At 61.1% G+C, this 23,620-nt stretch carries 24 protein-coding genes and 1 pseudogene; 21 read left to right on the forward strand and 4 right to left on the reverse strand.

From position 1 onward, the window contains the following. Positions 1–80: 80 nt before the first annotated feature. Complete coding sequence (locus V6F91_RS14310; RefSeq protein ID WP_332765457.1) at positions 81–2,300, forward strand: primosomal protein N'; 2,220 nt, start codon at positions 81–83, stop codon at positions 2,298–2,300. 120 nt (positions 2,301–2,420) lie between these two features. Here V6F91_RS14310 and V6F91_RS14315 read toward each other — a convergent pair whose 3' ends face one another. After that, positions 2,421–2,543, reverse strand: a complete 123-nt coding sequence (locus tag V6F91_RS14315) for a hypothetical protein (RefSeq protein WP_258450780.1) — start codon at positions 2,541–2,543, stop codon at positions 2,421–2,423. Between V6F91_RS14315 and argS the strand changes: the two genes are divergently transcribed. From argS to V6F91_RS14360, 9 genes are all read left to right on the forward strand, one after another. After that, on the forward strand, positions 2,542–4,278 hold the full coding sequence (gene argS, locus V6F91_RS14320) for an arginine--tRNA ligase (protein ID WP_332765460.1): 1,737 nt from the start codon (positions 2,542–2,544) through the stop codon (positions 4,276–4,278). The genes V6F91_RS14315 and argS overlap by 2 nt on opposite strands. Before the next feature lies 1 nt (position 4,279). Continuing rightward, positions 4,280–4,996 (forward strand): SPOR domain-containing protein, encoded by a 717-nt coding sequence (locus V6F91_RS14325; RefSeq protein ID WP_332765462.1) that lies wholly within the window; start codon positions 4,280–4,282, stop codon positions 4,994–4,996. A gap of 233 nt (positions 4,997–5,229) precedes the next feature. Then, positions 5,230–5,760, forward strand: coding sequence for an ATP-dependent protease subunit HslV (hslV, locus tag V6F91_RS14330; RefSeq protein WP_090280391.1), 531 nt, complete (start codon positions 5,230–5,232; stop codon positions 5,758–5,760). A gap of 55 nt (positions 5,761–5,815) precedes the next feature. Next, positions 5,816–7,153: an ATP-dependent protease ATPase subunit HslU gene (hslU, locus tag V6F91_RS14335; protein ID WP_090280386.1), complete on the forward strand. Its 1,338-nt coding sequence runs from the start codon at positions 5,816–5,818 to the stop codon at positions 7,151–7,153. A gap of 77 nt (positions 7,154–7,230) precedes the next feature. After that, positions 7,231–7,602: a gamma-butyrobetaine hydroxylase-like domain-containing protein gene (locus V6F91_RS14340; protein WP_041477560.1), complete on the forward strand. Its 372-nt coding sequence runs from the start codon at positions 7,231–7,233 to the stop codon at positions 7,600–7,602. A gap of 258 nt (positions 7,603–7,860) precedes the next feature. Further along, positions 7,861–9,540 carry a class II poly(R)-hydroxyalkanoic acid synthase gene (gene phaC / locus V6F91_RS14345; protein ID WP_332765467.1) on the forward strand — a complete coding sequence of 560 codons (1,680 nt, stop codon included), beginning with the start codon at positions 7,861–7,863 and terminating at the stop codon, positions 9,538–9,540. A gap of 94 nt (positions 9,541–9,634) precedes the next feature. Next, positions 9,635–10,489 (forward strand): poly(3-hydroxyalkanoate) depolymerase, encoded by an 855-nt coding sequence (gene phaZ / locus V6F91_RS14350; RefSeq protein ID WP_090280374.1) that lies wholly within the window; start codon positions 9,635–9,637, stop codon positions 10,487–10,489. Positions 10,490–10,628: 139 nt separating this feature from the next. Continuing rightward, positions 10,629–12,311 (forward strand): class II poly(R)-hydroxyalkanoic acid synthase, encoded by a 1,683-nt coding sequence (gene phaC, locus V6F91_RS14355; protein WP_332765470.1) that lies wholly within the window; start codon positions 10,629–10,631, stop codon positions 12,309–12,311. A 30-nt stretch (positions 12,312–12,341) separates the two neighbouring features. Then, complete coding sequence (locus tag V6F91_RS14360; protein ID WP_332765472.1) at positions 12,342–12,959, forward strand: TetR/AcrR family transcriptional regulator; 618 nt, start codon at positions 12,342–12,344, stop codon at positions 12,957–12,959. 303 nt (positions 12,960–13,262) lie between these two features. On the opposite strand, the gene V6F91_RS14365 is transcribed toward V6F91_RS14360, so the two are convergent. The 3 genes from V6F91_RS14365 to V6F91_RS14375 form a co-directional block, all read right to left on the reverse strand. Continuing rightward, on the reverse strand, positions 13,263–14,144 hold the full coding sequence (locus V6F91_RS14365; protein WP_332765474.1) for a phasin family protein: 882 nt from the start codon (positions 14,142–14,144) through the stop codon (positions 13,263–13,265). Between the two features lie 10 nt (positions 14,145–14,154). Then, complete coding sequence (locus V6F91_RS14370) at positions 14,155–14,577, reverse strand: phasin family protein (RefSeq protein WP_332765476.1); 423 nt, start codon at positions 14,575–14,577, stop codon at positions 14,155–14,157. A gap of 246 nt (positions 14,578–14,823) precedes the next feature. Further along, on the reverse strand, positions 14,824–15,099 hold the full coding sequence (locus V6F91_RS14375; protein WP_056787308.1) for a polyhydroxyalkanoic acid system family protein: 276 nt from the start codon (positions 15,097–15,099) through the stop codon (positions 14,824–14,826). A 154-nt stretch (positions 15,100–15,253) separates the two neighbouring features. On the opposite strand from V6F91_RS14375, the gene ubiE reads away from it, so the two are divergent. From ubiE to V6F91_RS27455, 11 genes and pseudogenes are all read left to right on the forward strand, one after another. Next, positions 15,254–16,024: a bifunctional demethylmenaquinone methyltransferase/2-methoxy-6-polyprenyl-1,4-benzoquinol methylase UbiE gene (ubiE, locus tag V6F91_RS14380; RefSeq protein ID WP_186531921.1), complete on the forward strand. Its 771-nt coding sequence runs from the start codon at positions 15,254–15,256 to the stop codon at positions 16,022–16,024. Beyond that, positions 16,024–16,647, forward strand: a complete 624-nt coding sequence (locus V6F91_RS14385; RefSeq protein ID WP_332765480.1) for an SCP2 domain-containing protein — start codon at positions 16,024–16,026, stop codon at positions 16,645–16,647. The genes ubiE and V6F91_RS14385 overlap by 1 nt, the downstream gene beginning before the upstream one ends. Then, on the forward strand, positions 16,644–18,248 hold the full coding sequence (ubiB, locus tag V6F91_RS14390) for a ubiquinone biosynthesis regulatory protein kinase UbiB (protein WP_332765482.1): 1,605 nt from the start codon (positions 16,644–16,646) through the stop codon (positions 18,246–18,248). The genes V6F91_RS14385 and ubiB overlap by 4 nt, the downstream gene beginning before the upstream one ends. Before the next feature lie 120 nt (positions 18,249–18,368). Next, positions 18,369–18,770: a phosphoribosyl-AMP cyclohydrolase gene (gene hisI / locus V6F91_RS14395; protein ID WP_007909357.1), complete on the forward strand. Its 402-nt coding sequence runs from the start codon at positions 18,369–18,371 to the stop codon at positions 18,768–18,770. Next, positions 18,763–19,095: a phosphoribosyl-ATP diphosphatase gene (locus V6F91_RS14400; RefSeq protein WP_007909355.1), complete on the forward strand. Its 333-nt coding sequence runs from the start codon at positions 18,763–18,765 to the stop codon at positions 19,093–19,095. Before hisI ends, V6F91_RS14400 begins: the two co-directional genes overlap by 8 nt. A 25-nt stretch (positions 19,096–19,120) precedes the next feature. After that, positions 19,121–19,402, forward strand: a complete 282-nt coding sequence (locus V6F91_RS14405) for a twin-arginine translocase TatA/TatE family subunit (RefSeq protein WP_090280346.1) — start codon at positions 19,121–19,123, stop codon at positions 19,400–19,402. Positions 19,403–19,412: 10 nt separating this feature from the next. Then, positions 19,413–19,856, forward strand: a complete 444-nt coding sequence (gene tatB, locus V6F91_RS14410; RefSeq protein WP_332765486.1) for a Sec-independent protein translocase protein TatB — start codon at positions 19,413–19,415, stop codon at positions 19,854–19,856. Then, a complete protein-coding gene (gene tatC, locus V6F91_RS14415) occupies positions 19,853–20,644 on the forward strand; it encodes a twin-arginine translocase subunit TatC (RefSeq protein ID WP_203420396.1) in 792 nt (263 codons plus the stop codon). The genes tatB and tatC overlap by 4 nt, the downstream gene beginning before the upstream one ends. After that, the gene (locus V6F91_RS14420; protein WP_332765488.1) at positions 20,641–21,348 is read left to right on the forward strand and encodes a 16S rRNA (uracil(1498)-N(3))-methyltransferase; all 708 of its coding nucleotides are present in this window, start codon (positions 20,641–20,643) and stop codon (positions 21,346–21,348) included. Before tatC ends, V6F91_RS14420 begins: the two co-directional genes overlap by 4 nt. Before the next feature lie 211 nt (positions 21,349–21,559). Continuing rightward, positions 21,560–22,504, forward strand: a pseudogene (locus tag V6F91_RS27450) (methyl-accepting chemotaxis protein); the annotation flags it as partial. Positions 22,505–22,645: 141 nt separating this feature from the next. Continuing rightward, a complete protein-coding gene (locus V6F91_RS27455) occupies positions 22,646–23,359 on the forward strand; it encodes a methyl-accepting chemotaxis protein (protein ID WP_394505909.1) in 714 nt (237 codons plus the stop codon). The last annotated feature ends 261 nt before the right edge of the window (positions 23,360–23,620 follow it).

A 23,620-nucleotide genomic window follows, 5' to 3' on the forward strand; every position in this document is an offset into this window, starting at 1 on the left:
ACACCGCCTTCGCGAGCAAGCTCGCTCCCACAATTGATCTGCGTTCAACCCTTCTTTTGCGTTTATAGAGATCCCCCCGCGTGCCCGACGCCATACTGCGCCTTGCCTTGCCTTCGCCCCTGCGCCGCCTGTTCGATTACCGGGCGCCGGCCGGGGTGCGGCGTGAGCAATTGCAGCCGGGCATGCGCCTGCGGGTGCCGTTCGGGCGGCGCGAGATGATCGGGATTCTGGTCGAGGTCACCGACACCAGCGAAGTGCCGGTGGAAAAACTCAAACCGGCGCTGGCACTGCTCGATACCACCGCGCCGCTGCCGCCAGCGCTGTTCAAGCTGTGTCTGTGGACCTCGCAGTATTACCAGCACAGCCTCGGTGACACCTTGAGCTGGGCGTTGCCGGTGCTGCTGCGTCAGGGCGAACTGGCCGAGGCCCGCCAGGAGCGTTTCTGGTCGGCGGCGCCCGGCGCCAGCCTCGATGATCCGCGCATTGCCCGCGCCCCGCGCCAGCGAGAAGCCCTGGCAACGCTGGCCCAGCATCCGCACGGTGTCGCCCATCAGTTGCTGAGCAAACTGATGCTGAGCAAGGACAGTCTCGATCTGCTGCTGGCCAAGGGTCTGGTGCAGGTGGAAATCCGCCGCCACCTCCCCGGCGCGCGCCATGAACACTGGCTGGCGCAACCGGAACTGCCGCTCAACAGCGAGCAACGTGCGGCGTATGAAGCGATCCGCGCCGGTTTCGACAGCTATCACGCGTTTCTGCTGGCCGGCGTTACGGGCAGCGGCAAGACCGAAGTCTACTTGCAGCTGATCCGTGAAACCCTCGAAGCCGGTAAACAGGCGCTGGTGCTGATCCCGGAGATCAACCTCGGTCCACAGACCCTGGCGCGCTTCGAACAGCGTTTCAATGCACGCATCGCCCTGCTGCACTCGGCGGTCAACGATCGTGAACGCCTCGACGCCTGGCTCGCCGCCCGCGACGGCGAGGCTGACATTATTATCGGCACCCGCTCGGCGCTGTTTACGCCGATGAAAAATCCGGGGCTGATCATCATCGATGAAGAGCACGACGGCTCTTATAAACAGCAGGAAGGCTTGCGCTACCACGCCCGGGATCTGGCGCTGGTGCGAGCACGTCAGGAAAACATCCCGATCGTGCTCGGTTCGGCCACGCCGTCGCTGGAAAGCCTGCACAACGCCTACACCGGGCGTTACGGCCTGTTGCGCCTGAACGAGCGTGCCGGCGGCGCCAAACAGCCGCGCTTTCTGCGCCTGGATGTGAAAAGCCGTCCGCTGGACAGCGGCATTTCCGGGCCGATGCAACAAGCCATCGGCCAGACCCTCGCCAACGGCCAGCAGGTGCTGGTGTTCCTCAACCGCCGCGGCTTTGCCCCGACCTTGCTCTGCCACGATTGCGGTTGGATGTCCGAATGTTCACGCTGCGATGCGCGGATGACCGTGCACCAGCGCTACGGTGAGTTGCGCTGCCACCATTGTGGCAACGTCGAACGCACGCCACGCCAGTGCCCGAAGTGCAACAAGGTCGACTTGCGCCCGGTGGGTGCCGGTACCGAGCGCGCTGAGGAACGCCTGGCGATTCTGTTCCCGGATTACCCGGTGCTGCGCGTCGATCGCGACAGCACCTCGCGCAAGGACGCGATGAATCAGCTATTCGCGACGATTCAGAAAGGCCAGCCGTGCATCCTCGTCGGCACGCAGATGTTGGCCAAGGGTCACCATTTTCCGCGGGTGACGCTGGTGTCGATTCTCGACGCTGACGGTGGCCTGTTCTCCGGCGACTTCCGCGCCAGCGAGCGCATGGCGCAGTTGATCGTACAGGTGGCCGGACGCGCCGGACGGGCGGAAGAGCCGGGCAAAGTGATTATTCAGACGCACCTGGCCGATCATCCTTTATTGGTGCAACTGACCGAGCAGGGTTATTTCGCCTTTGCAGAACAGGCGCTGAGTGAGCGCCGCGCCGCCGGGCTGCCGCCGTTTGCCCATTTGGCGCTGTTGCGCGCTGAAGCGCACAAACCGGGGCAGGCGGAAGGCTTCCTCGATGAAGCCTGCAGCGAGGCCGAGCGCTTGCTCAGCGAACTGAATCTGAGCGGTATCGAATTGCTTGGGCCAGTGCCGGCGCCGATGGAACGCCGCGCCGGGCGTTATCGCGCGCAATTGTTGTTGCAGGCGACCGCACGGGCGCCGCTGCATCGGTTGCTGGCGAGTTGGTTGCTGGCGCTGGAGCAGATGCCGAGCGGGCGGGCGGTGCGCTGGTCGCTGGATGTTGATCCCGTCGACTTGTACTGATTGATCGATTGCTATCGCTGGCAAGTCGAACCGTCGCACCGCAGCTCCCACAGGGACTGCGCCGCTCTTGTGGGAGCTGCGCTGCACCGGGTCGACTTGCCAGCGATAACGACCTATTTGTCACCACATATCCACAACCGGCCTGCTAAGGTTGGCAAGCCCGGCTCCGCCACGGATAATGCCCAGTTTTTCCACCCGCGCACCGATGCGCCCGCCGCGCTTGCGGTCGAAAGAGAAGACCATGAAAGACACCATTCGCCAGCTGATCCAACAAGCCCTCACCCAACTCGTCAACGAAGGTGTGTTGCCTGAAGGCCTGTCGCCGGCGATTCAAGTGGAAAACGCCCGCGACAAGACTCACGGCGACTTCGCCAGCAACATCGCGATGATGCTGGCCAAGCCGGCGGGAATGAAACCGCGTGATCTGGCGGAGAAAATCATCGCCGCGCTGCCGGCTGACGAAAACGTCACCAAGGCGGAAATCGCCGGTCCGGGCTTCATCAACTTCTTCCAGAACACCCAGGCGCTGGCCAACCGTCTCGATGCCGCGCTGGCCGACGCCCATATCGGCGTGCGCAAGGCCGGCCCGGCGCAGCGCACCGTGGTCGACCTGTCCGCGCCGAACCTGGCCAAAGAGATGCACGTCGGCCACTTGCGTTCGACCATCATCGGCGACGGCGTCGCTCGCGTCCTCGAATTCCTTGGCGACGAAGTGATCCGCCAGAACCACGTCGGCGACTGGGGCACGCAGTTCGGCATGCTCATGGCCTATCTGCAGGAAAACCCGATCACCAGCGACGAACTGTCTGATCTGGAAAACTTCTACCGCGCCGCCAAGCAGCGTTTCGACGAGTCCGCAGAGTTCGCCGACCGCGCCCGCGGTCTGGTGGTCAAGCTGCAGGCCGGCGATACCGAGTGCCTGGCGCTGTGGACCCGGTTCAAGGACATCTCGCTGTCGCACTGCCAGAAGATCTACGAGTTGCTCAACGTCAAACTGACCATGGCCGACGTGATGGGCGAAAGCGCCTACAACGACGATCTGGTCAATGTGGTCAATGACTTGAAAGCCGCTGGCATGCTGGTCGAGAGCAACGGCGCGCAGTGCGTGTTCCTCGACGAGTTCAAGAACGCCGATGGCGATCCGCTGCCAGTGATCATCGTCAAGGCGGACGGCGGTTATCTCTATGCCACCACTGACCTCGCCGCCGTGCGCTACCGCAGTGGCAAGCTGAAAGCCGATCGTGCGCTGTACTTTGTCGATCAGCGTCAGGCCCTGCACTTCCAGCAAGTCTTCGCGGTGGCACGCAAGGCCGGTTTCGTCACCCATCCGATGGAAATGGAACACATGGGTTTCGGCACCATGAACGGCGCCGATGGCCGTCCGTTCAAGACTCGTGATGGCGGCACTGTGAAGCTGATCGACCTGCTGACCGAAGCGCAGGAACGCGCCTACAACCTGGTCAAAGAGAAAAACCCGCAGCTTGCCGAAGACGAGTTGCGTAACATCGCCAAGGTCGTCGGCATCGGCGCGGTGAAATACGCTGATCTGTCCAAGCACCGCACCAGCGACTACAGCTTCAACTTCGACCTGATGCTGAATTTCGAAGGCAACACCGCGCCGTACCTGCTGTATGCCTACACCCGCGTCGCTGGCGTGTTCCGCAAGCTTGGCAAGGACTTCAGCGAAGTCGACGGCCAGATCGTCCTCGAAGCGGCGCATGAACAGGAACTGGCGGCGAAACTGGCGCAGTTCGGTGAAGTGCTCAACAACGTCTCCGACAAAGGCACGCCGCACATTCTCTGCACTTACCTGTACGACGTCGCCGGCCTGTTCTCCAGCTTCTACGAGAACTGCCCGATCCTCGCCGCCGACACCCCGGCCCAGATGCAGAGCCGTCTGCGTCTGGCCGCGCTGACCGGTCGCACCCTCAAGCAAGGCCTGGAGCTGTTGGGTCTGGAAACTCTGGAGCGTATGTAAGTTGGCTGCCAAGAAAAAACCTGCACCCAAGCGCGGCGCCAGCCGCTATCAGGCTCCGGCCAAGCAACCGGTTCCGGGCTGGCTGTGGATGGCCATCGGCCTGACGGTCGGCGCGTTCATCGTGTTTTTGATGAAGCTGGAGCCGGGCAAGGGCAGCGACACGGTCAAGCGTGAGAAGGTCGAGCAGGCGCAACAGCAGAAAGCGACGAAAATCGCTGAAGCCAACAAGACCCCGCCAAGCCCGACGCAACCGGTCAAGCCCAAGTACGACTTCTACACGCTGCTGCCGGAATCGGAAGTGATCGTGCCGCCGGATGCCGTGCCGGAGAAGACCCTGCCGACCCCGCAAGTGCCGGCCATCCCGACCACGCCGGTCACCCCGGCGGAAGCGGCGAAGATCGACACCGCGCGCGCTCAGGCTGCACTGGCCGGGATTACCCCGCCGCCCGCGCCACCGGTGAGCAAAGCGGCGCCGGTGACCAAGTTCTTCTTGCAGGCCGGCTCGTTCCGCAAGGAGACGGACGCTGACAAAGTGCGTGCGCAGATTATCCTGCTCGGCCAGGCCGTGGCGGTTGAGTCCGGCACGGTGAAGGATGAAACCTGGTACCGCGTTTTGGTCGGCCCATTCAGCAACCGCGAACAGCTGACCACCGCGCAGAAACAACTGGCCGGTGCCGGCTTCAGCAACCTGTTGTTACAACAACGCCAGAGCCGCTGATACAGACAGATTTACCGCGTCGCCAATATTCGCGAGCAGGCTCGCTCCCACAGGAACAGCGCATATCCTGTGGGAGCGAGCCTGCTCGCGAAGGCGCCATCACCAGCACTACATCATTCTGATCTGCGCTGCGCCGTTCGTCCCTCCGCACCCTCCCCGGTTGAAATCCCTTCCAGCACCCCCATATGAATGGGCATAAGGCACTTTCGCCCCGCTGTGTGGAGACTCTTCCCTTGACCACCATCGTTTCAGTCCGCCGTCACGGCAAAGTCGTCATGGGCGGCGACGGCCAGGTTTCTCTCGGCAATACCGTGATGAAAGGCAACGCGAAAAAAGTCCGTCGCCTGTACCACGGCCAGGTCATCGCCGGTTTTGCCGGTGCCACTGCCGACGCCTTTACGCTCTTCGAACGTTTCGAAGGCCAGCTGGAAAAACATCAGGGCCACTTGATCCGCGCCGCCGTCGAACTCGCCAAAGAATGGCGCACCGACCGCTCCCTGAGCCGCCTCGAAGCGATGCTCGCGGTCGCTAACAAGGATGCCTCGCTGATCATCACCGGCAACGGTGACGTGGTCGAACCCGAAGATGGCCTGATCGCCATGGGTTCGGGCGGTGCTTTCGCCCAGGCCGCGGCTAGCGCCCTGCTGAAAAAGACCGACCTGTCGGCCCGCGAAATCGTCGAGACCGCACTCGGCATCGCCGGCGACATCTGTGTATTCACCAACCACACCCAGACCATTGAGGAGCAGGACCTCGCTGAATAAGCCTGTCGCGGCCTGTGTGCCACGGCTTGTTTGTGCTTGAGGACCGTCAACCATTATGTCCATGACTCCCCGCGAAATCGTCCACGAACTCAATCGCCATATCATCGGCCAGGACGATGCCAAGCGCGCCGTCGCGATTGCCCTGCGCAACCGCTGGCGCCGCATGCAGTTGCCTGAAGAGCTGCGCGTTGAAGTGACGCCGAAGAACATCCTGATGATTGGCCCGACCGGTGTCGGTAAAACCGAGATCGCCCGTCGCCTGGCAAAACTGGCCAACGCGCCGTTCATCAAGGTCGAAGCGACCAAATTCACCGAGGTCGGCTACGTCGGCCGCGACGTCGAATCGATCATCCGTGATCTGGCCGATGCGGCGATCAAGATGCTCCGCGAGCAGGAAATGACCCGCGTGCGCCACCGCGCCGAAGACGCCGCTGAGGATCGTATCCTCGACGCGCTGCTGCCGCCGGCACGCATGGGCTTCAGCAATGAAGAAGCACCGGCGAGCGATTCCAATACCCGTCAGCTGTTCCGCAAGCGCCTGCGCGAAGGTCAACTGGACGACAAGGAAATCGAGATCGAAGTCGCCGAAGTGTCCGGCATCGAAATCGCCACGCCGCCGGGCATGGAAGAGATGACCAACCAGTTGCAGTCCTTGTTTGCCAACATGGGCAAGGGCAAGAAGAAGTCGCGCAAGCTCAAGGTCAAGGAAGCGCTGAAACTGGTGCGCGACGAAGAAGCCGGGCGTCTGGTCAACGAAGAAGAGCTGAAGGCCAAGGCGCTGGAAGCGGTCGAGCAGCACGGCATCGTGTTCATTGACGAGATCGACAAAGTCGCCAAGCGCGGTAACGTCGGCGGCGCCGATGTCTCCCGTGAAGGCGTGCAGCGCGACCTGCTGCCGCTGATCGAAGGCTGCACCGTGAACACCAAGCTGGGCATGGTCAAGACCGACCACATCCTGTTCATCGCCTCCGGTGCGTTCCACCTGAGCAAGCCGAGCGATCTGGTCCCGGAACTGCAAGGCCGTCTGCCGATCCGCGTTGAACTCAAGGCGTTGAGCCCGGAAGACTTCGAGCGCATTCTCAGCGAACCGCACGCCTCGCTCACCGAGCAATACTGCGCGTTGCTGAAAACCGAAGGCCTGCATATCCAGTTCCAGCCGGAAGGCATCAAGCGTCTGGCGGAGATCGCCTGGCAGGTCAACGAGAAGACCGAGAACATCGGTGCCCGTCGCCTGCACACCTTGCTTGAGCGTCTGCTCGAAGAGGTGTCGTTCAGTGCCGGCGATCTGGCCAGCGCCCACGACGACAAGCCGATCCTGATCGACGCCGAATACGTCAACAGCCACCTGGGCGAATTGGCGCAGAACGAAGACCTGTCCCGCTACATTCTGTAGAGCTACAAGCTACAAGCTACAAGCTACAAGCTGAGTTAAGCTTGCAGCTTGTAGCTTGCAGCTAAAGGCTGTCTTTCATGATTCCTACCGACATCAAACTGCACAAGGCCTCGAAAACCCTGACGCTCACCTACGCGTCCGGTGAAGAATTCACCCTGCCCGCTGAATTTCTGCGTGTGCACTCTCCCTCCGCCGAGGTCCAGGGCCACGGCAAACCGATCCTGCAATTCGGCAAGCTTAACGTGGGTCTGAGCAAGCTGGAACCGGCGGGTAACTACGCACTGAAACTGACCTTCGATGACGGTCATGACAGTGGTTTGTTCACCTGGGAATACCTCTACGAACTCGGCAAGCGCCAGAACGAACTCTGGGACGATTATCTCGCCGAGTTGCGTGCCGCCGGAAAATCCCGCGATCCGAACGAATCGTTCGTCAAGCTGATGCTCTAGTCCGTGGCTCTTGCTCTTTAGAGGGCATTTTCTAACTTCATCTGTTTGAATGCTCCGCTGCATGGCCGAGGATCGGCCTGCTTGCGAAAAAAATTAAACTCGGGTAACCAATGGAGCTGGCAAGTTCCCTGCAATGCTCTACGACTGTAAAGCAGCTATGCAGAATCAACGGTCACCCGAGCAGTAGTACCTGGCATTGGCTGTGGAACTGCACAGCCGCAAACCGGGTACTCGTCTCAGGACAATGGAGCGTCGTAGATGAGTAACAAGAATAACGATGACCTGAAGTATCAAGCCTCGGAAAACACCCTGGGGCTTAATCCCGTCGTTGGGCTACGCGGAAAGGATCTGCTGGCCTCTGCTCGGATGGTGCTGAAACAGGCCATCAAACAACCGATCCATAGCGTTAAACACGTGACCCATTTCGGCCTTGAGCTGAAGAACGTGCTGTTCGGCAAATCCGAATTGCAACCGGCCGGTGACGACCGTCGCTTCGCCGATCCCGCGTGGAGCCAGAACCCGCTCTACAAACGCTACCTGCAAACCTATCTGGCCTGGCGCAAGGAACTCCACGCCTGGATCGATGACAGCAGCCTGACCCCCAAAGATATCGCCCGTGGTCACTTCGTTATCAATTTGATGACCGAGGCCATGGCGCCGACCAACACCGCGGCCAACCCGGCGGCGGTCAAGCGTTTCTTCGAAACCGGTGGCAAGAGCCTGCTCGACGGCCTCTCGCATCTGGCCAAGGACCTGGTGCACAACGGCGGCATGCCAAGCCAGGTCAACATGGGGGCGTTCGAGGTCGGCAAGAGCCTCGGCGTGACCGAAGGCGCGGTGGTGTTTCGCAACGATGTGCTGGAGCTGATCCAGTACCGGCCAATCACCGAGCAGGTCCACGAACGGCCCTTGCTGGTGGTGCCACCGCAGATCAACAAGTTCTACGTATTCGATTTGAGCCCGGACAAGAGCCTGGCGCGTTTCTGCCTGCGCAATAATGTGCCGACGTTCATCGTCAGCTGGCGCAACCCGACCAAGGCTCAGCGTGAGTGGGGCCTGTCGACCTATATCGATGCGCTGAAAGAAGCGGTCGACGTGGTCACCGCGATCACCGGCAGCAAGGACGTGAACATGCTCGGCGCCTGCTCCGGCGGCATCACCTGCACCGCCCTGCTCGGCCACTACGCGGCGATCGGTGAAAGCAAGGTCAACTCGCTGACCCTGCTGGTCAGCGTGCTCGACACCACTCTGGACAGCGACGTCGCCCTGTTCGTCGACGAGCAGACCCTCGAGACGGCGAAGCGCCACTCGTATCAGGCCGGAGTGCTTGAAGGCAAGGACATGGCCAAGGTCTTCGCCTGGATGCGCCCCAATGACCTGATCTGGAACTACTGGGTCAACAACTACCTGCTCGGCAACGAGCCGCCGGTATTCGACATTCTGTTCTGGAACAACGACACCACGCGTCTGCCTGCCGCGTTCCACGGCGACCTGATCGAGATGTTCAAAAATAATCCACTGATCCGTCCCAATGCACTGGAAGTGTGCGGCACGCCGATCGACCTCAAGCAGGTCACCGCCGACATCTTCTCGCTGGCCGGCACCAATGACCACATCACCCCATGGAAGTCCTGCTACAAGTCGGCGCAGCTGTTCGGCGGAAAAGTTGAATTCGTGTTGTCGAGCAGCGGCCATATCCAAAGCATCCTCAATCCGCCGGGCAATCCGAAATCGCGCTACATGACCAGTGAAGAAATGGCCGCCAATGCCGATGAATGGCAAGAGAACTCGACCAAGCACACCGATTCCTGGTGGCTGCATTGGCAGGCATGGCTGGCCGAGCGCTCGGGCAACCTGAAAAAGGCCCCGACGAAACTGGGCAACAAGGCGTATCCGGCAGGCGAGGCTGCACCGGGCACTTACGTTCATGAAAGATAGCGGCAAGCCACAAGCAACAAGCCGCAAGCTGAGCAGCTTCTGCTTGAAGCTTGCGGCTTGCAGCTGCTCCTCTCTAACCCGAAGGGTTTGACCCATGCCGCAACCGTTCATATTCCGCACCGTCGATCTGGATGGCCAGACCCTTCGCACGGCGGTGCGCCCCGGCAAGCCGCACCTGACGCCGTTGCTGATTTTCAACGGCATCGGCGCCAACCTGGAGCTGGTGTTTCCATTCGTCGCGGCGCTGGACCCGGATCTGGAAGTGATCGCCTTCGACGTTCCCGGGGTCGGCGGTTCCTCGACGCCGAACCGGCCGTATCGCTTTCCCGGCCTGGCCAAGCTGACGGCGCGGATGCTCGACTACCTCGACTACGGTCAGGTCAACGTCATCGGCGTGTCGTGGGGCGGTGCGCTGGCGCAGCAGTTCGCCTACGACTATCCCGAGCGCTGCAAGAAGCTGGTACTGGCGGCCACCGCTGCCGGTGCGGTGATGGTGCCGGGCAAACCGAAAGTGCTGTGGATGATGGCCAGTCCGCGGCGCTACATTCAGCCGTCCCACGTCATTCGCATCGCGCCGATGATCTACGGCGGCTCGTTCCGGCGCGACCCGACACTGGCGGCCAGCCACGCGGCGAAAGTGCGTTCGGCGGGCAAGCTCGGTTACTACTGGCAACTGTTCGCCGGCCTCGGCTGGACCAGCATTCACTGGCTGCACAAGATCCATCAGCCAACGCTGGTGCTGGCCGGCGATGACGACCCGCTGATCCCGCTGATCAACATGCGCGTGCTCGCCTGGCGAATTCCCAATGCGCAGCTGCACATCATCGATGACGGCCATCTGTTCCTGATCACCCGCGCCGAAGCCGTGGCGCCGATCATCATGAAATTCCTCCAGGAGGAGCGTCAGCGCGCGGTGATGCATCCGCATCCGACGCCGCTCGGCGGCTGAACGCAGCGGCAGGCTTTATGCAGGGCTTTACCCATGAGTGCGCGGCAGGACGCCGCGCAGGCAGCAACCCGTAACAGCGTCTATGGTGTTCTGGTTCGGTGAGTTTGTTTTTGCCCTGAAGACGAAGGAGTGTTGAGTCATGCGCGACAAACCAGCGACGGGCGTGGTGCCCAGCCCCGCCGTGTTTATCAACGCACAAAGTGCGATCACCGGCCTGCGCGGCCGCGACCTGCTCTCGACCCTGCGCAGCGTCGCCGCCCATGGCTTGCGCAACCCGGTGCACACGGCAAGGCATGCCTTGAAGCTGGGCGGTCAACTGGGCCGCGTGCTGCTCGGCGAAACCCTGCACCCGACCCATCCGAACGACAGCCGTTTTGCCGATCCGGCGTGGAGCCTTAACCCGTTCTATCGGCGCAGCCTGCAGGCGTATCTGGCCTGGCAGAAGCAGGTCAAGAGCTGGATCGACGACAGCGACATGAGCCCCGAAGACCGCGCCCGCGCGCAATTCGTCTTCACCCTGCTCAACGACGCCGTGGCACCGTCCAACACGCTGCTCAATCCGCTGGCAGTCAAAGAGCTGTTCAATTCTGGCGGCCACAGTCTGGTGCGCGGCCTCAGCCATTTGTTCGACGATCTGCTGCACAACGATGGCCTGCCACGCCAGGTCACCCGGCAGGCATTCGAGGTCGGCAAGACCGTCGCCACCACCACCGGCTCGGTGGTATTTCGCAACGAAATGCTTGAGCTGATCCAGTACCGGCCGATGAGCGAAAAGCAATACGCCAAGCCACTGCTGGTAGTGCCGCCGCAAATCAACAAGTACTACATTTTCGACCTGAGCCCGCACAACAGCTTCGTCCAGTACGCACTGAAAAACGGCTTGCAGACTTTCATGATCAGCTGGCGCAACCCGGATGTGCGTCATCGCGAATGGGGCCTGTCGAGCTACGTCGAGGCCGTGGAAGAAGCGATGAACATCTGCCGGGCGATCACCGGCGCCCGCGAGGTCAACCTGATGGGCGCCTGCGCCGGCGGCCTGACCATCGCCGCGCTGCAAGGGCATTTGCAGGCCAAGCGGCAGTTGCGACGTGTCGCCAGCGCAACCTATCTGGTCAGCCTGCTCGACAGTCAGATCGAAACCCCGGCCACGCTGTTCGTCGATGAACAGACCTTCGAAGCGGCCAAGCGGCGTTCGTATCAGCAGGGCGTGCTCGACGGTCGCGACATGGCCAGGGTCTTCGCCTGGATGCGCCCCAACGATTTGATCTGGAGTTACTTCGTCAACAACTACCTGCTGGGCAAGGAGCCGCCCGCTTTCGACATTCTTTACTGGAACAACGACAACACGCGCCTGCCGGCGGCATTGCATGGCGATCTGCTGGACTTTTTCAAGCACAATCCGCTGACCCATCCCGGCGGACTGGAAGTCTGCGGCACGCCGATCGACTTGCAGAAAGTCACGGTGGACAGCTTCAGCGTCGCCGGTATGAACGACCACATTACGCCGTGGGACGCGGTGTATCGCTCGACCCTGCTGCTGGGCGGCGACAAGCGCTTCGTGCTGTCCAACAGCGGCCACGTGCAGAGCATCCTCAACCCACCGAGCAACCCAAAAGCCAACTACGTCGAAAACGCCAGAATGAGCAGCGACCCGCGCGCCTGGTACTACGACGCCAAACGAGTCGACGGCAGCTGGTGGCCGCAGTGGCTGGAATGGATTCAACAGCGTTCGGGCGAGCAGCATGAGACCCGCATGACCCTGGGCAACCCCAACTATCCGCCGATGGAAGCAGCACCCGGTACCTACGTGCGAGTGCGCTGACGTTCAACGACATTTTTCTAAGAAGACTGGATGAAAACCCGCGACCGGATTCTCGAATGTGCGCTGCACCTGTTCAACGAAAAGGGCGAACCGAACGTCTCGACCATGGAGGTCGCCAATGAAATGGGGATCAGCCCCGGCAACCTCTACTACCACTTCCACGGCAAGGAACCGCTGATCCTCGGCTTGTTCGAACGCTTTCAGCAGGAACTGGCACCGCTGCTTGATCCACCGTCGGATGTCGAGCTGGCACCGGAGGATTACTGGCTGTTTCTGCACTTGATCGTCGAGCGCCTGGCGCAATACCGATTCCTGTTTCAGGACCTGTCGAACCTCGCCGGGCGCCTGCCGAAACTGGCCAAGGGCATACGTCATCTGCTCAACGCGCTGAAACGCACGCTGGCGTCATTGCTGGCGCGGTTGAAGGCAGCGGGGCAACTGGTCAGCGATACGCAGGCATTGGGACAACTGGTGGAGCAGATCACCCTGACGCTGCTGTTTTCTCTGGATTACCAGCGGATTCTCGATCGTGAGGGTGAGGTGCGGTTGGTCGTATACCAGATCATGATGCTGGTGGCGCCGCATCTGTTGCCGCCGGTGAAAGTGGCGACGGAGCGGATGGCCTTGCAATACCTTGAGGATCACTAACGGCAAAAGCCCCTCACCCTAACCCTCTCCCAGAGGGAGAGGGGACTGAATTGGGGGATGTTCGAGAGCTACGCCGACCTGAGCGAGCTTCGTTGAATCCGAAATCGACTGTTGACTGCGGATGACAAATCCATAATCGACTGGATTTTTCAGGTCGATGTATAAGGCAACACACCGCGGTCGGCCCCCTCTCCCTCTGGGCGGTCCGACGTTTCGGTAGGGCTGGGGTGAGGGGCCGCTTGGAATACAAAACCAAAAACGCCCGACCTTCACAGGCCGGGCGTTTTGTTTTGCCCTGATGAATCAGGACTGACTGGATGGCGTCGACGGGGTCGATGCTGCAGTCGGGGTGGCTGCTGCCGTGGGTGCCGCAGCGGAGTTCGCCGCGTTGGCCGGAGCGGTTGGAGCAGTCGATGCCGCCGCGGCCGGTTTTGGCGCAGCGGCTTTCGGTGCCGCCGGTTTTTTCACCGCAGGCTTTTTCACTGCAGCCGGCTTGGCTGCAGGCTTGGCGGCGGCGGCTTTCGCCGCTGGTTTGGCCGCTGGTTTCGCTGCCGTTTTAGCCGCCGGTTTCGCCGCAGGTTTAGCGGCCGCAGGTTTAGCGGAAGCCTTTGCCGCTGGCTTGGCGGCGGCCGTTTTCGCTGCCGGTTTGGCTGCGGCTTTCGCTGCAGGCTTGACCGCCGCTTTCGCCAGTGGCTTGGCTGCGGTTTTCGCCGCAGGCTTGGCCGCTGCAGTCTTGGCTGCCGGTTTCGCCGCAGCGGTTTTCGCCGCTACAGGCTGGGCCTTCAGACCGGTGAGTTTTTCGATCTGTCTGGTCAGCGTGTCGACCTTGGCGTTGAGCGCTTTGACCTCATTGCGGCTCGGCACACCGAGGCGTGAAATCGCGCTGTTCAGGCGCTTGTCGAAAGCCCCTTCCAGCTCGTCCCACTTGCCCATTGCGCGATCTTTCACGCCGCTGATGCGCGACTTCGCCGAAGAGGTGGAGTCCTCGACTTTTTTGCCGACTGCGGACTTGGTGAGCTTCTCGGCTTTCTCGCCGTCTTTGACCAATGTATCGAAGAGCTTGCTGCCGTCAGTGTCGATCTTCGAGTACACGCCTAAACCAGCCAGCCAGATTTTGCGGGAGTACGACTCGACCTTCCCGACCCACGAGCTGCTTTCTTTATCGGTGTTCTTTTTACCAGCCATCCCGTTCTCCTTAAGATTTACGCGCGACGCGTTCGAGCAATGCCGTCAGCTCATCGAGCTTAGCAGAGAGTGTCTCAACGTCATGTTTAGACGCAATGCCAATGCGATTCAAGGCGCTTGCTACGCGGCCGTCGAAGGCCTTCTCGACCTTGTCCAGCTGAACTTCGACACGACCTTTGAAGGAGCTGACTTGAGTGGCGGCCTCGTCGATCTCGACGTTGGCCGCGACCAGTTTTTCGGTGACAACTTTTTTACCTTTCTTTTCAACGATTTGACCGGCTTCGATCAGCTCTTGAAAGTACTCGCTGCCCTCTTGCCCGACCTTGGCGTAGGCACCCAGGCCCGCCAGCCAGATCTTGCGGGCATAGGATCTGACGTCGCTCAGGGTCGAAGTCGAAGCGTCGATTTTTTTCTTCAAAATAACTTTGGCCATGGTGCACCTCACGCGCAGAAGGTTTGAGGAACTGCCCGGACGGGTGTCGGGCTCAGGCACAAAGTAGGTAGAAAAATTAGAAAAGGCACCCTAACAACTGACATGAACAGCAGGGCACCACCGAACAAATGTGGGAGCGAGCCTGCTCGCGAAAGCGGTGTATCAGTCAATATTCAAGTCGACTGACACAGCGCTTTCGCGAGCAGGCTCGCTCCCACAGGGGGTTCGGTGATTGAAGAATCGGAATCAGGCCAGCGCTTTGTCGAGGGCCTTTTCGATCTCGGCTTTGATCATGCCGCTCATGGCCGACATCATCAGGCCCAGTTCGACGTCGACCCTGATCGAATCGTCCGCCACATGCACTTCGCCTTTCACGCCCGAGCGCTTGAGGTTCAGGGTGTCGCCGGACCACTGCGGTTCCAGGCCGTATTGTTCATTGAGCTTTTTGGCCAGTTTGTCGGCCTTCTCGCGGGCGGCTTCCTTGCCCAGGGTGTGGGCACGCTCAACACTGATTTTGGCCATCGAATGACTCCTGATAGATGAAGGTGTGTCGGTAGATCTTGACCACCGCTGCGGCAAATCGTCCCGAAGGTGGCCCATCTTACCTTTAGCCATTCGAAGACAAAGCATGGCTTGGGGATTAGAATGTCGCGCATTCTCTTTTGGTGACAGCGATATGACTGATCAGCGCAAAGGCAGCGATGCCGAACCCACCACTCACTTCGGCTTCAAAAACGTTCCGGAAAGCCAGAAAGCGGAAAAAGTCGCTGAGGTTTTCCACTCGGTAGCCGCCAAATACGACCTGATGAACGACCTTCTGTCGGGCGGCATGCACCGTCTGTGGAAGCGCTTCGCGATCGAACTGTCCGGCGTGCGCAGCGGTAACCGCGTGCTCGACATCGCCGGCGGCACCGGCGACCTGACCCGTAAATTCTCGCACCTGGTCGGCCCGACCGGTCAGGTGGTGCTGGCCGACATCAATGAATCGATGCTCAAGGTCGGCCGTGACCGCCTGCTGGATCTGGGGGTCGCCGGCAACGTCGAATTCGTTCAGGCGGACGCCGAAAAACTGCCGTTCCCGGACAATCATTTCGACTGCGTGACCATCGCCTTTGGCCTGCGCAACGTGACGCACAAGGAAGACGCGCTGCGCTCGATGCTCCGCGTGCTCAAGCCCGGCGGCCGCCTGTTGGTGCTGGAGTTCTCCAAGCCGACCAACGCGTTGATGTCGAAAGCCTACGACGCTTATTCGTTCGCCTTCATGCCGCTGATGGGCAAGCTGATCACCAATGACTCGGAAAGCTATCGTTATCTGGCCGAGTCGATCCGCATGCACCCGAATCAGGAAACCTTGAAGTCGATGATGGTCGACGCCGGTTTCGACCGTGTGACCTACCACAACATGACTGCAGGCATCGTCGCCCTGCATCGCGGCATCAAGCCCTGATGTTGCTCACCGGGCTGCTCGCCAGCGTTGAACTCGGCCTCAACCGAGTGCTGCGTCTCGACAGCACGGCGCTGCCGCGGTTGGCGCATTTGACCGGCAAGGTGATTGCCGTCGACTGCCGCAGCCCGGCATTGCAATTGTTCATTCTGCCCAGTGACGAGGGCTTGATGCTCGCTTCGCAGTGGGCAGCCGGCGTCGACTGCACCTTGCGTGCGCCGGCTTCGAGCCTGGTTAAACTGGCCCTGAGCAAAGACAAGACGGCGGTGCTGCACGCGCCGGAAGTCGAACTCGACGGCGACAGCGGCGTGCTGCTGGAGCTGGCCGGTGTGTTGCAGGATCTTGAGCTGGACTGGGAGTACGAACTCTCACGCTGGCTCGGCCCGGTCGCCACGCAACTGCTCGGTGGCCATCTGCGCAGCCGCGCGCGCTGGTATCAGCAAGGATTTGCCAGCCTCAACCAGAATCTCGCCGAATACCTCGCCGAAGAATCGCGCACCCTCGTCGGGCAGCGCGAAGCCGAAGCGCGCTTCAACGAACTGGACCGGATCAAACTAGATCTGGAACGACTCGAGGCGCGTTTCGAGCGCCTTTCCCGATCCCTTGACCCAAGCGATAACGCATGAAGCTGCTTGCCGTCCGCCGTCTGTTGCGCATCCAGCGCGTCGTGATCCGCTACCGCCTCGATGACCTGCTGTTCGCCCTGCCGCTGCCCTGGTTTCTCCTGGCGCTGCGCTTTGTGCTGCCGTGGCGCTGGTTTCCGCGCAAACGCCTGGAGCTGAGCCGCGGCGCGTGCCTGCGTCTGGCGTTGCAGGATCTGGGGCCGATCTTCATCAAGTTCGGGCAGATTCTTTCGACCCGCCGCGACCTGCTGCCTGAAGACATCGCCGATGAGCTGATGCTCCTGCAGGACCGGGTACCGCCGTTCGATTCGCAGCTGTCGATCAAGCTCATCGAAGAACAGCTGGGCAAGAAGATCAGCGAAGTGTTCAGCCGTTTCGACGTCGAGCCGCTGGCCTCGGCTTCGGTGGCGCAGGTGCATGCCGCGCAGTTGAAGTCCGGTGAAGAAGTGGTGGTCAAGGTGATCCGGCCGGGTCTCAAACCGATCATCGCGCAGGATCTGGCGTGGCTGTTCATCCTCGCCCGCGCGGCCGAAAAACTCTCGGCCGACGCGCGTCTGCTGCACCCGGTCGACGTGGTGCTGGATTACGAAAAAACCATTTACGACGAACTCGATCTGCTGCGCGAGGCGGCCAACGCCAGCCAGTTGCGGCGTAATTTCGAAGGTTCGCCCCTGCTTTACGTCCCGCAAGTGTATTGGGACTGGTGCCGGCCGAAAGTGCTGGTGATGGAGCGCATCTACGGCATTCAGGTCACCGATCTGGCGACCCTTGCCGACCAGCGCACCGACATGAAAATGCTCGCCGAGCGTGGCGTGGAAATCTTCTTCACCCAGGTTTTCCGTGACAGCTTTTTCCACGCCGACATGCACCCGGGCAACATCTTCGTCAGCACCGTCAACCCGTGGAGCCCGCAATACATCGCGATCGACTGCGGCATCGTCGGCAGCCTGACCCCGGAAGACCAGGATTATCTGGCGCGCAACCTGTTCGCCTTCTTCAAGCGTGATTACCGTCGCGTGGCGCAACTGCACATCGATTCGGGCTGGGTGCCGGCGGAAACCAAGCTCAACGAATTCGAAGCGGCGATCCGCACGGTCTGCGAACCGATCTTCGAAAAACCGTTAAAGGATATTTCATTCGGTCAGGTGCTGATGCGCCTGTTCCAGACTGCGCGACGCTTCAACATGGAAGTGCAGCCGCAGCTGGTGCTGTTGCAAAAGACCCTGCTCAATATCGAAGGCCTCGGGCGTCAGCTGTACCCGGATCTGGATCTGTGGAACACCGCGCAGCCGTTCCTTGAACGCTGGATGCGTGAACGCGTCAGCCCGAAAGCCTTGCTGGGCAACGTGCAGAGCCAGTTCGAGCAGATACCGCACCTGGCCAACATGGCCCGCGACCTGCTCGAACGCATGTCCCAGCCACATGCCAACGACCCGCCGCCGCCATGGCATCGACGCAAGGACGACTGGTTCCTGCGCCTGCTCGGTTGCGCGCATCTGGCCGGCGGGGCGATCCTCGCCGCCGGTGGCCCGCTGACCGATTGGGCACACTGGCCGGCCGGAATCATGGTGGCGGTCGGTTTGTATCTGGTCGTTCGTCGATAGCACGAATCAGCGGCAAGTTATAAGCTGCAAGCCTCAAGCTTGATGACACAGGTACACCGCAACCTGATTTTACTTGCAGCTTGAAGCTCATGGCTTGCTGCTGCTTTTCGAGATTTGAAGATGAAAAACTGGCTGGACGAGATCAAGTGGGACGCTGACGGCCTGGTGCCGGCGATCGCTCAGGATCACAAGACCGGACGCGTGCTGATGATGGCCTGGATGAACCGCGAAGCGCTCGAGCTGACCGCCGCGGAGAATCGTGCCATCTACTGGTCACGTTCCCGTGGCAAGCTGTGGCGCAAGGGCGAGGAGTCCGGCCATGTGCAGACCCTGCATGAGATGCGTCTGGATTGTGATGCCGATGTGATCATCCTGATGGTTGAACAGATTGGCGACATCGCTTGCCATACCGGCCGTCAAAGCTGCTTTTACCGCGTCTTCGAAAACGGCGACTGGAAAACGGTCGACCCGGTACTGAAAGACCCGCACGCCATTTATTCCGCAGGACACAAACATGAGTGACACACTCACCCGTCTGGCCGAAGTGCTCGAAGAGCGCAAAGGCGCAGCCGCCGACAGTTCGTATGTCGCCAGCCTGTACCACAAGGGGCTGAACAAGATTCTGGAGAAGGTCGGCGAAGAGTCGGTCGAAACCATAATTGCCGCCAAGGATGCCGCCATCAGCGGCGACTGCAGCGATGTCATCTACGAGACCGCCGACCTGTGGTTCCACAGCATGGTCATGCTTGCCCAACTGGGGCAGCATCCGCAGGCCGTGCTCGATGAACTGGATCGCCGCTTCGGCCTGTCCGGACACGTCGAGAAAGCCTCGCGTCCGTCCGCCTGAACAACTATTCGAGAGGAACAGCAACATGGGCATTTTTGACTGGAAACACTGGATCGTCATCCTGGTTGTCGTGGTGCTGGTGTTTGGCACCAAGAAACTGAAAAACCTCGGCACCGATGTCGGCGAGTCGATCAAGGGCTTCCGCAAAGCCATGAATGACGACGAAAAACCGGCCGAACCGAGCGTGACCCCGCCGGCGCAGCCAGTGCCGCCGGTACAGCCGCAGACTACTGCGCAGGCCAACCCGCCGCACACCATCGACGTGCAGGCGCAGAAAGTCGAAGAGCCGATCCGCAAAGACGTGTGAGCACTGACTAATGTTTGGTATCAGCTTCTCTGAACTGCTGCTCGTCGGCCTCGTCGCCCTGCTGGTGCTGGGCCCCGAGCGTCTGCCGGGCGCTGCGCGCACCGCCGGCCTGTGGGTCGGTCGGCTGAAGCGCAGCTTCAACGCGATCAAACAGGAAGTTGAACGTGAAATCGGCGCCGACGAAATCCGTCGGCAGCTGCACAACGAGCACATCCTCTCGCTGGAGCAGGAGGCGCGGAAGATTTTCAATCCGGTTCAGCAGGAGCCGACGCCGGTTGAGCACGTGGGCGAGCAGACGATTCACAGCGCTGCCGCTCCGACTCCTGCACCTGTTGTAACACCGCCGGGACCCGCAACGATTACCACAGACACATCGGTTGAACACGTAGCGCCCTCCACCGCGCCGACTGCACCAGCGCCTCACGACCCAACATTGCCGCCGCGAGCCCCATGAGCGATCTTCCGGAAAACGACCAGCACATGCCGCTGGTTTCGCACCTCACCGAGTTGCGCACCCGCCTGCTGCGTTGCGTGGCGGCGATCTTCATCATTTTTGCCGGGCTGTTCGCGTTCACCCAGCAGATCTACACCTTCGTCTCGACGCCGTTGCGCCAGTATCTGCCGGTCGGTGCGACGATGATCGCCACCGACGTGTCGTCGCCGTTCCTGACGCCGCTGAAGCTGACGATGATGGTCTCGCTGTTTCTGGCGATCCCGGTGATCCTGCATCAGATCTGGGGCTTCATCGCACCGGGCCTGTACAAGCATGAGAAGCGCATTGCCGTGCCGCTGCTGGTCTCCAGCATTCTGCTGTTCTATACCGGCATGGCCTTCGCCTATTACTTCGTTTTTCCGCTGATCTTCAAATTCTTCGCCGCTGCCACCCCGGCCGGCGTAGAGATGATGACGGATATCGCCAGTTACCTCGATTTCGTCATGACGCTGTTCTTCGCTTTCGGCGTTGCGTTCGAAATACCGGTGGCCGTGGTCCTGTTGGTGTGGATCGGCGTGGTCGATGTCGCCTACCTGAAGAAGATCCGCCCGTACGTGATCATTGGCTGCTTCGTGGTCGGCATGATCCTCACGCCGCCGGATATCTTTTCGCAGACCCTGCTGGCCGTGCCGATGTGGATGCTGTTCGAGATCGGCATTCTGTTCGGCGGTCTGATCAGCAAGCGCGAACGCCCCGAAGACAATCCGGCCGACGATCACAACGACCAGCCGCCAGCGACCCAGGCATGAACCTGCTGCTGCTCGAAGAAGCCGACTTCATTGCGGCGGACCGTGTGGTCCTGCGTGATCGGCGCCTGACCCATATGCAGGAAGTCCATCGCTCGCAAGTCGGTGACAGCCTGCGCGTCGGGCGCATCAATGGGTTGATGGGTTCGGCAGAGCTGCTGCGCCTCGACGCAGGCGAAGCTGAGCTGCGCGTCAGCCTCGATCAGCCGCCGCCAGCGAAACTGCCACTGACCCTGGTACTGGCGCTGCCACGGCCGAAAATGCTCCGGCGGGTGTTTCAGACCGTGGCGACCATGGGCGTCGCCAAGGTGATTCTGGTCAACAGCTACCGGGTCGAGAAAAGCTTCTGGCAGACGCCGTTTCTCGAGCCCGAGGCGATTCGTGAACAACTGATCCTCGGCCTCGAACAGGCCCGCGACACGGTGCTCCCAGAGATCATCATCGAGAAGCGCTTCAAGCCTTTCGTCGAGGATCGGCTGCCGGCGATCAGCGACGGCACCCTCGGCCTGGTCGGCCATCCGGGCAATTACCCGCCCTGCCCGCGAGCGCTGAGTGAACCGGTGACCCTGGCGATCGGCCCGGAAGGCGGCTGGATCCCTTACGAGATCGATCTGCTGGCCAGGTCCGGCCTGCAACCGGTGCAGCTCGGCGAACGGATCCTGCGCGTCGAAACCGCCGTCACCGCCCTGCTCGCCCGCTTGTTCTGATTTTCCGCCCCAGACAGATGGTGTTACAGATTGCCATCATCCAGCCGATACATTGCTCATAAGTCCAATTTAGTGGTCCGAAGGGAGTGGTCGCATGTACCGTTGGTTAGCCGAGAGTCTTGGGAACGTCAGCGTCAAACGCAAGCTGGGGATCGGCTTCGGCCTGGTGTTGTTACTGACGCTGTTGATCACGTTCACCGGCTGGACCGGTATGAGCGGCATCATCAGCCGCGGCGATAAACTCGGTTTCATTTCCAGCCTCAACGAGCTGACCAAGGACCTGCGCCTGGCGCGCATGGACTACGACATGCGCCGTGGCGAGCAAGGGCCGGGCGCGGTGAATGAATTGCTGGCCAAGCTGGAAAGTGGTCTGCAATCGGCACGCGGCATGATCGAACAGCCCGCCGATGCGGCGATGGTCGACCAGCAACTGGCCGCCGTTGCCGAGTACAAGCGCGCCTTCGGTGACATGACCCAGGCCACCGTGCAACGTGAGGACGCCCGCAGCAAACTGGGCGCGAATGCCGACAACGCCGTGGCCAAGGTCGGCGAAGTCGAGCAGGCGCTGTTGCAAGGTGACAGCGTGGCGCAATACAACGCGGTGATCGAGCTGAGCAAGCTGTTGCAGCAGGCGCGTTATCAGGTGCGCGGCTACACCTACAGCGGCAAGGCCGATGCCGAGCAACCGGCGCTGACCGCGATTGAAAACGCCCTGAAAAACCTCGAAAGCCTGCCAGGCCGCGTGCCGGAACAGCACATCACCAACCTGCAGCAAGCCACCGACTCGCTCAAGGCCTACCGTGCTGCAGTCAGCCAGTTCCGCGATTCGCAGGTGAAAAACGCCGCTGCGCTGGCGGCCATGTCGGCACAGGGTGACATCCTCATCGCCGTCAGCAAGAAGCTCACCGAATCGCAAACCGTGGTACGTGATACCGATGCCGCACACGCCAAGAACATGTTGCTGGTCGCCACCGCGCTGGCGCTGATCTTCGGTTTGATTGCCGCTTGGGCGATCACCCGGCAGATCATCATTCCCCTGACCCAGACCCTAAAAGTGGCAGAACGCGTTGCTGCGGGCGACCTCACCCACAACCTGGTCTCGCTGCGCCGCGATGAACTCGGCCAGTTGCAGCGCTCGATGCAAAGCATGACCCAAGGCCTGCGCGAATTGATCGGCGGCATCAGCGATGGCGTGACGCAGATTGCCAGCGCCGCCGAAGAGCTGTCGGCGGTGACCGAGCAGACCAGCGCCGGGGTCAACAATCAAAAGGTCGAGACCGACCAGGTCGCCACCGCCATGAACGAAATGGCTGCCACCGTGCAGGAAGTCGCGCGCAATGCCGAGGAAGCTTCGGAAGCCGCTGTGGCGGCCGATCAGCAGGCCCGCGAAGGCGACAAGGTGGTCGGTGAAGCCATCGCGCAAATCGAGCGTCTGGCCGCTGAAGTCAGCCATTCCACCGAGGCCATGGGCGAACTCAAGCGCGAAAGCGACAAGATCGGCAGCGTCCTCGACGTGATCAAATCCGTGGCCCAACAAACCAACCTGCTGGCGCTCAACGCCGCCATCGAAGCCGCCCGTGCCGGTGAGGCCGGTCGTGGTTTTGCTGTGGTGGCTGACGAGGTGCGCAGCCTCGCCCAGCGCACGCAGAAGTCCACTGAAGAGATTGAAGAACTGATCGTCGGCCTGCAAAACGGCACCCAGCAAGTGGCAACGATCATGGACAACAGCCGCACCCTGACCGACAGCAGCGTCGAACTGACCCGCCGCGCCGGCGGCTCACTGGAAAGCATCACCCGCACCGTCTCGGCGATTCAGGCGATGAACCAGCAGATCGCTGCCGCCGCCGAGCAGCAAAGCGCAGTGGCCGAGGAGATCAACCGCAGCGTGTTGAATGTTCGCGATGTGTCGGACCAGACTTCTGCGGCAAGTGAAGAAACAGCGGCGTCGAGCGTTGAGCTGGCGCGGCTGGGAACGCATTTGCAGACGTTGGTAGGCCGGTTCAAGGTTTGAGGTGATTGATTGCCTGGGCTCGATTGCGACCGAGGTGAGGCTATCGCTGGCCCTGCTAGCGATTGGCGATGTCATGGCTGACCCGCGATCTGCGGCAACTGCTGATTGATCTGCAGACCCTTCCCCTCACCCCAGCCCTCTCCCGAGGGAGAGGGAGCCGAGCACCGATAGACGCCCCACCGTGGTCAGTCCCCTCTCCCTCTGGGAGAGGGTTAGGGTGAGGGGCTTTTGAATCACGCATAAAAAAACCCCGCTGACTCA

This window comes from Pseudomonas koreensis, assembly GCF_036668835.1.
In the GTDB taxonomy this organism is placed as follows: domain Bacteria; phylum Pseudomonadota; class Gammaproteobacteria; order Pseudomonadales; family Pseudomonadaceae; genus Aquipseudomonas; species Aquipseudomonas koreensis_I.

What these genes read in the sequence shown, in the direction of transcription:
- phaC (WP_332765467.1), top strand. Translation starts at nt 7,861, where the DNA reads ATGAGTAACAAGAATAACGATGACCTGAAGTATCAAGCCTCGGAAAAC.
- V6F91_RS27455 (WP_394505909.1), top strand. Translation starts at nt 22,646, where the DNA reads ATGAACGAAATGGCTGCCACCGTGCAGGAAGTCGCGCGCAATGCCGAG.
- V6F91_RS14340 (WP_041477560.1), top strand. Translation starts at nt 7,231, where the DNA reads ATGATTCCTACCGACATCAAACTGCACAAGGCCTCGAAAACCCTGACG.
- ubiB (WP_332765482.1), top strand. Translation starts at nt 16,644, where the DNA reads ATGAAGCTGCTTGCCGTCCGCCGTCTGTTGCGCATCCAGCGCGTCGTG.
- V6F91_RS14360 (WP_332765472.1), top strand. Translation starts at nt 12,342, where the DNA reads ATGAAAACCCGCGACCGGATTCTCGAATGTGCGCTGCACCTGTTCAAC.
- tatC (WP_203420396.1), top strand. Translation starts at nt 19,853, where the DNA reads ATGAGCGATCTTCCGGAAAACGACCAGCACATGCCGCTGGTTTCGCAC.
- phaC (WP_332765470.1), top strand. Translation starts at nt 10,629, where the DNA reads ATGCGCGACAAACCAGCGACGGGCGTGGTGCCCAGCCCCGCCGTGTTT.
- phaZ (WP_090280374.1), top strand. Translation starts at nt 9,635, where the DNA reads ATGCCGCAACCGTTCATATTCCGCACCGTCGATCTGGATGGCCAGACC.
- hisI (WP_007909357.1), top strand. Translation starts at nt 18,369, where the DNA reads ATGAAAAACTGGCTGGACGAGATCAAGTGGGACGCTGACGGCCTGGTG.
- V6F91_RS14315 (WP_258450780.1), bottom strand. Translation starts at nt 2,543, where the DNA reads ATGGTCTTCTCTTTCGACCGCAAGCGCGGCGGGCGCATCGGTGCGCGG.
- V6F91_RS14400 (WP_007909355.1), top strand. Translation starts at nt 18,763, where the DNA reads ATGAGTGACACACTCACCCGTCTGGCCGAAGTGCTCGAAGAGCGCAAA.
- V6F91_RS14370 (WP_332765476.1), bottom strand. Translation starts at nt 14,577, where the DNA reads ATGGCCAAAGTTATTTTGAAGAAAAAAATCGACGCTTCGACTTCGACC.
- V6F91_RS14375 (WP_056787308.1), bottom strand. Translation starts at nt 15,099, where the DNA reads ATGGCCAAAATCAGTGTTGAGCGTGCCCACACCCTGGGCAAGGAAGCC.
- V6F91_RS14365 (WP_332765474.1), bottom strand. Translation starts at nt 14,144, where the DNA reads ATGGCTGGTAAAAAGAACACCGATAAAGAAAGCAGCTCGTGGGTCGGG.
- argS (WP_332765460.1), top strand. Translation starts at nt 2,542, where the DNA reads ATGAAAGACACCATTCGCCAGCTGATCCAACAAGCCCTCACCCAACTC.
- tatB (WP_332765486.1), top strand. Translation starts at nt 19,413, where the DNA reads ATGTTTGGTATCAGCTTCTCTGAACTGCTGCTCGTCGGCCTCGTCGCC.
- V6F91_RS14385 (WP_332765480.1), top strand. Translation starts at nt 16,024, where the DNA reads ATGTTGCTCACCGGGCTGCTCGCCAGCGTTGAACTCGGCCTCAACCGA.
- V6F91_RS14405 (WP_090280346.1), top strand. Translation starts at nt 19,121, where the DNA reads ATGGGCATTTTTGACTGGAAACACTGGATCGTCATCCTGGTTGTCGTG.
- V6F91_RS14420 (WP_332765488.1), top strand. Translation starts at nt 20,641, where the DNA reads ATGAACCTGCTGCTGCTCGAAGAAGCCGACTTCATTGCGGCGGACCGT.
- ubiE (WP_186531921.1), top strand. Translation starts at nt 15,254, where the DNA reads ATGACTGATCAGCGCAAAGGCAGCGATGCCGAACCCACCACTCACTTC.
- hslU (WP_090280386.1), top strand. Translation starts at nt 5,816, where the DNA reads ATGTCCATGACTCCCCGCGAAATCGTCCACGAACTCAATCGCCATATC.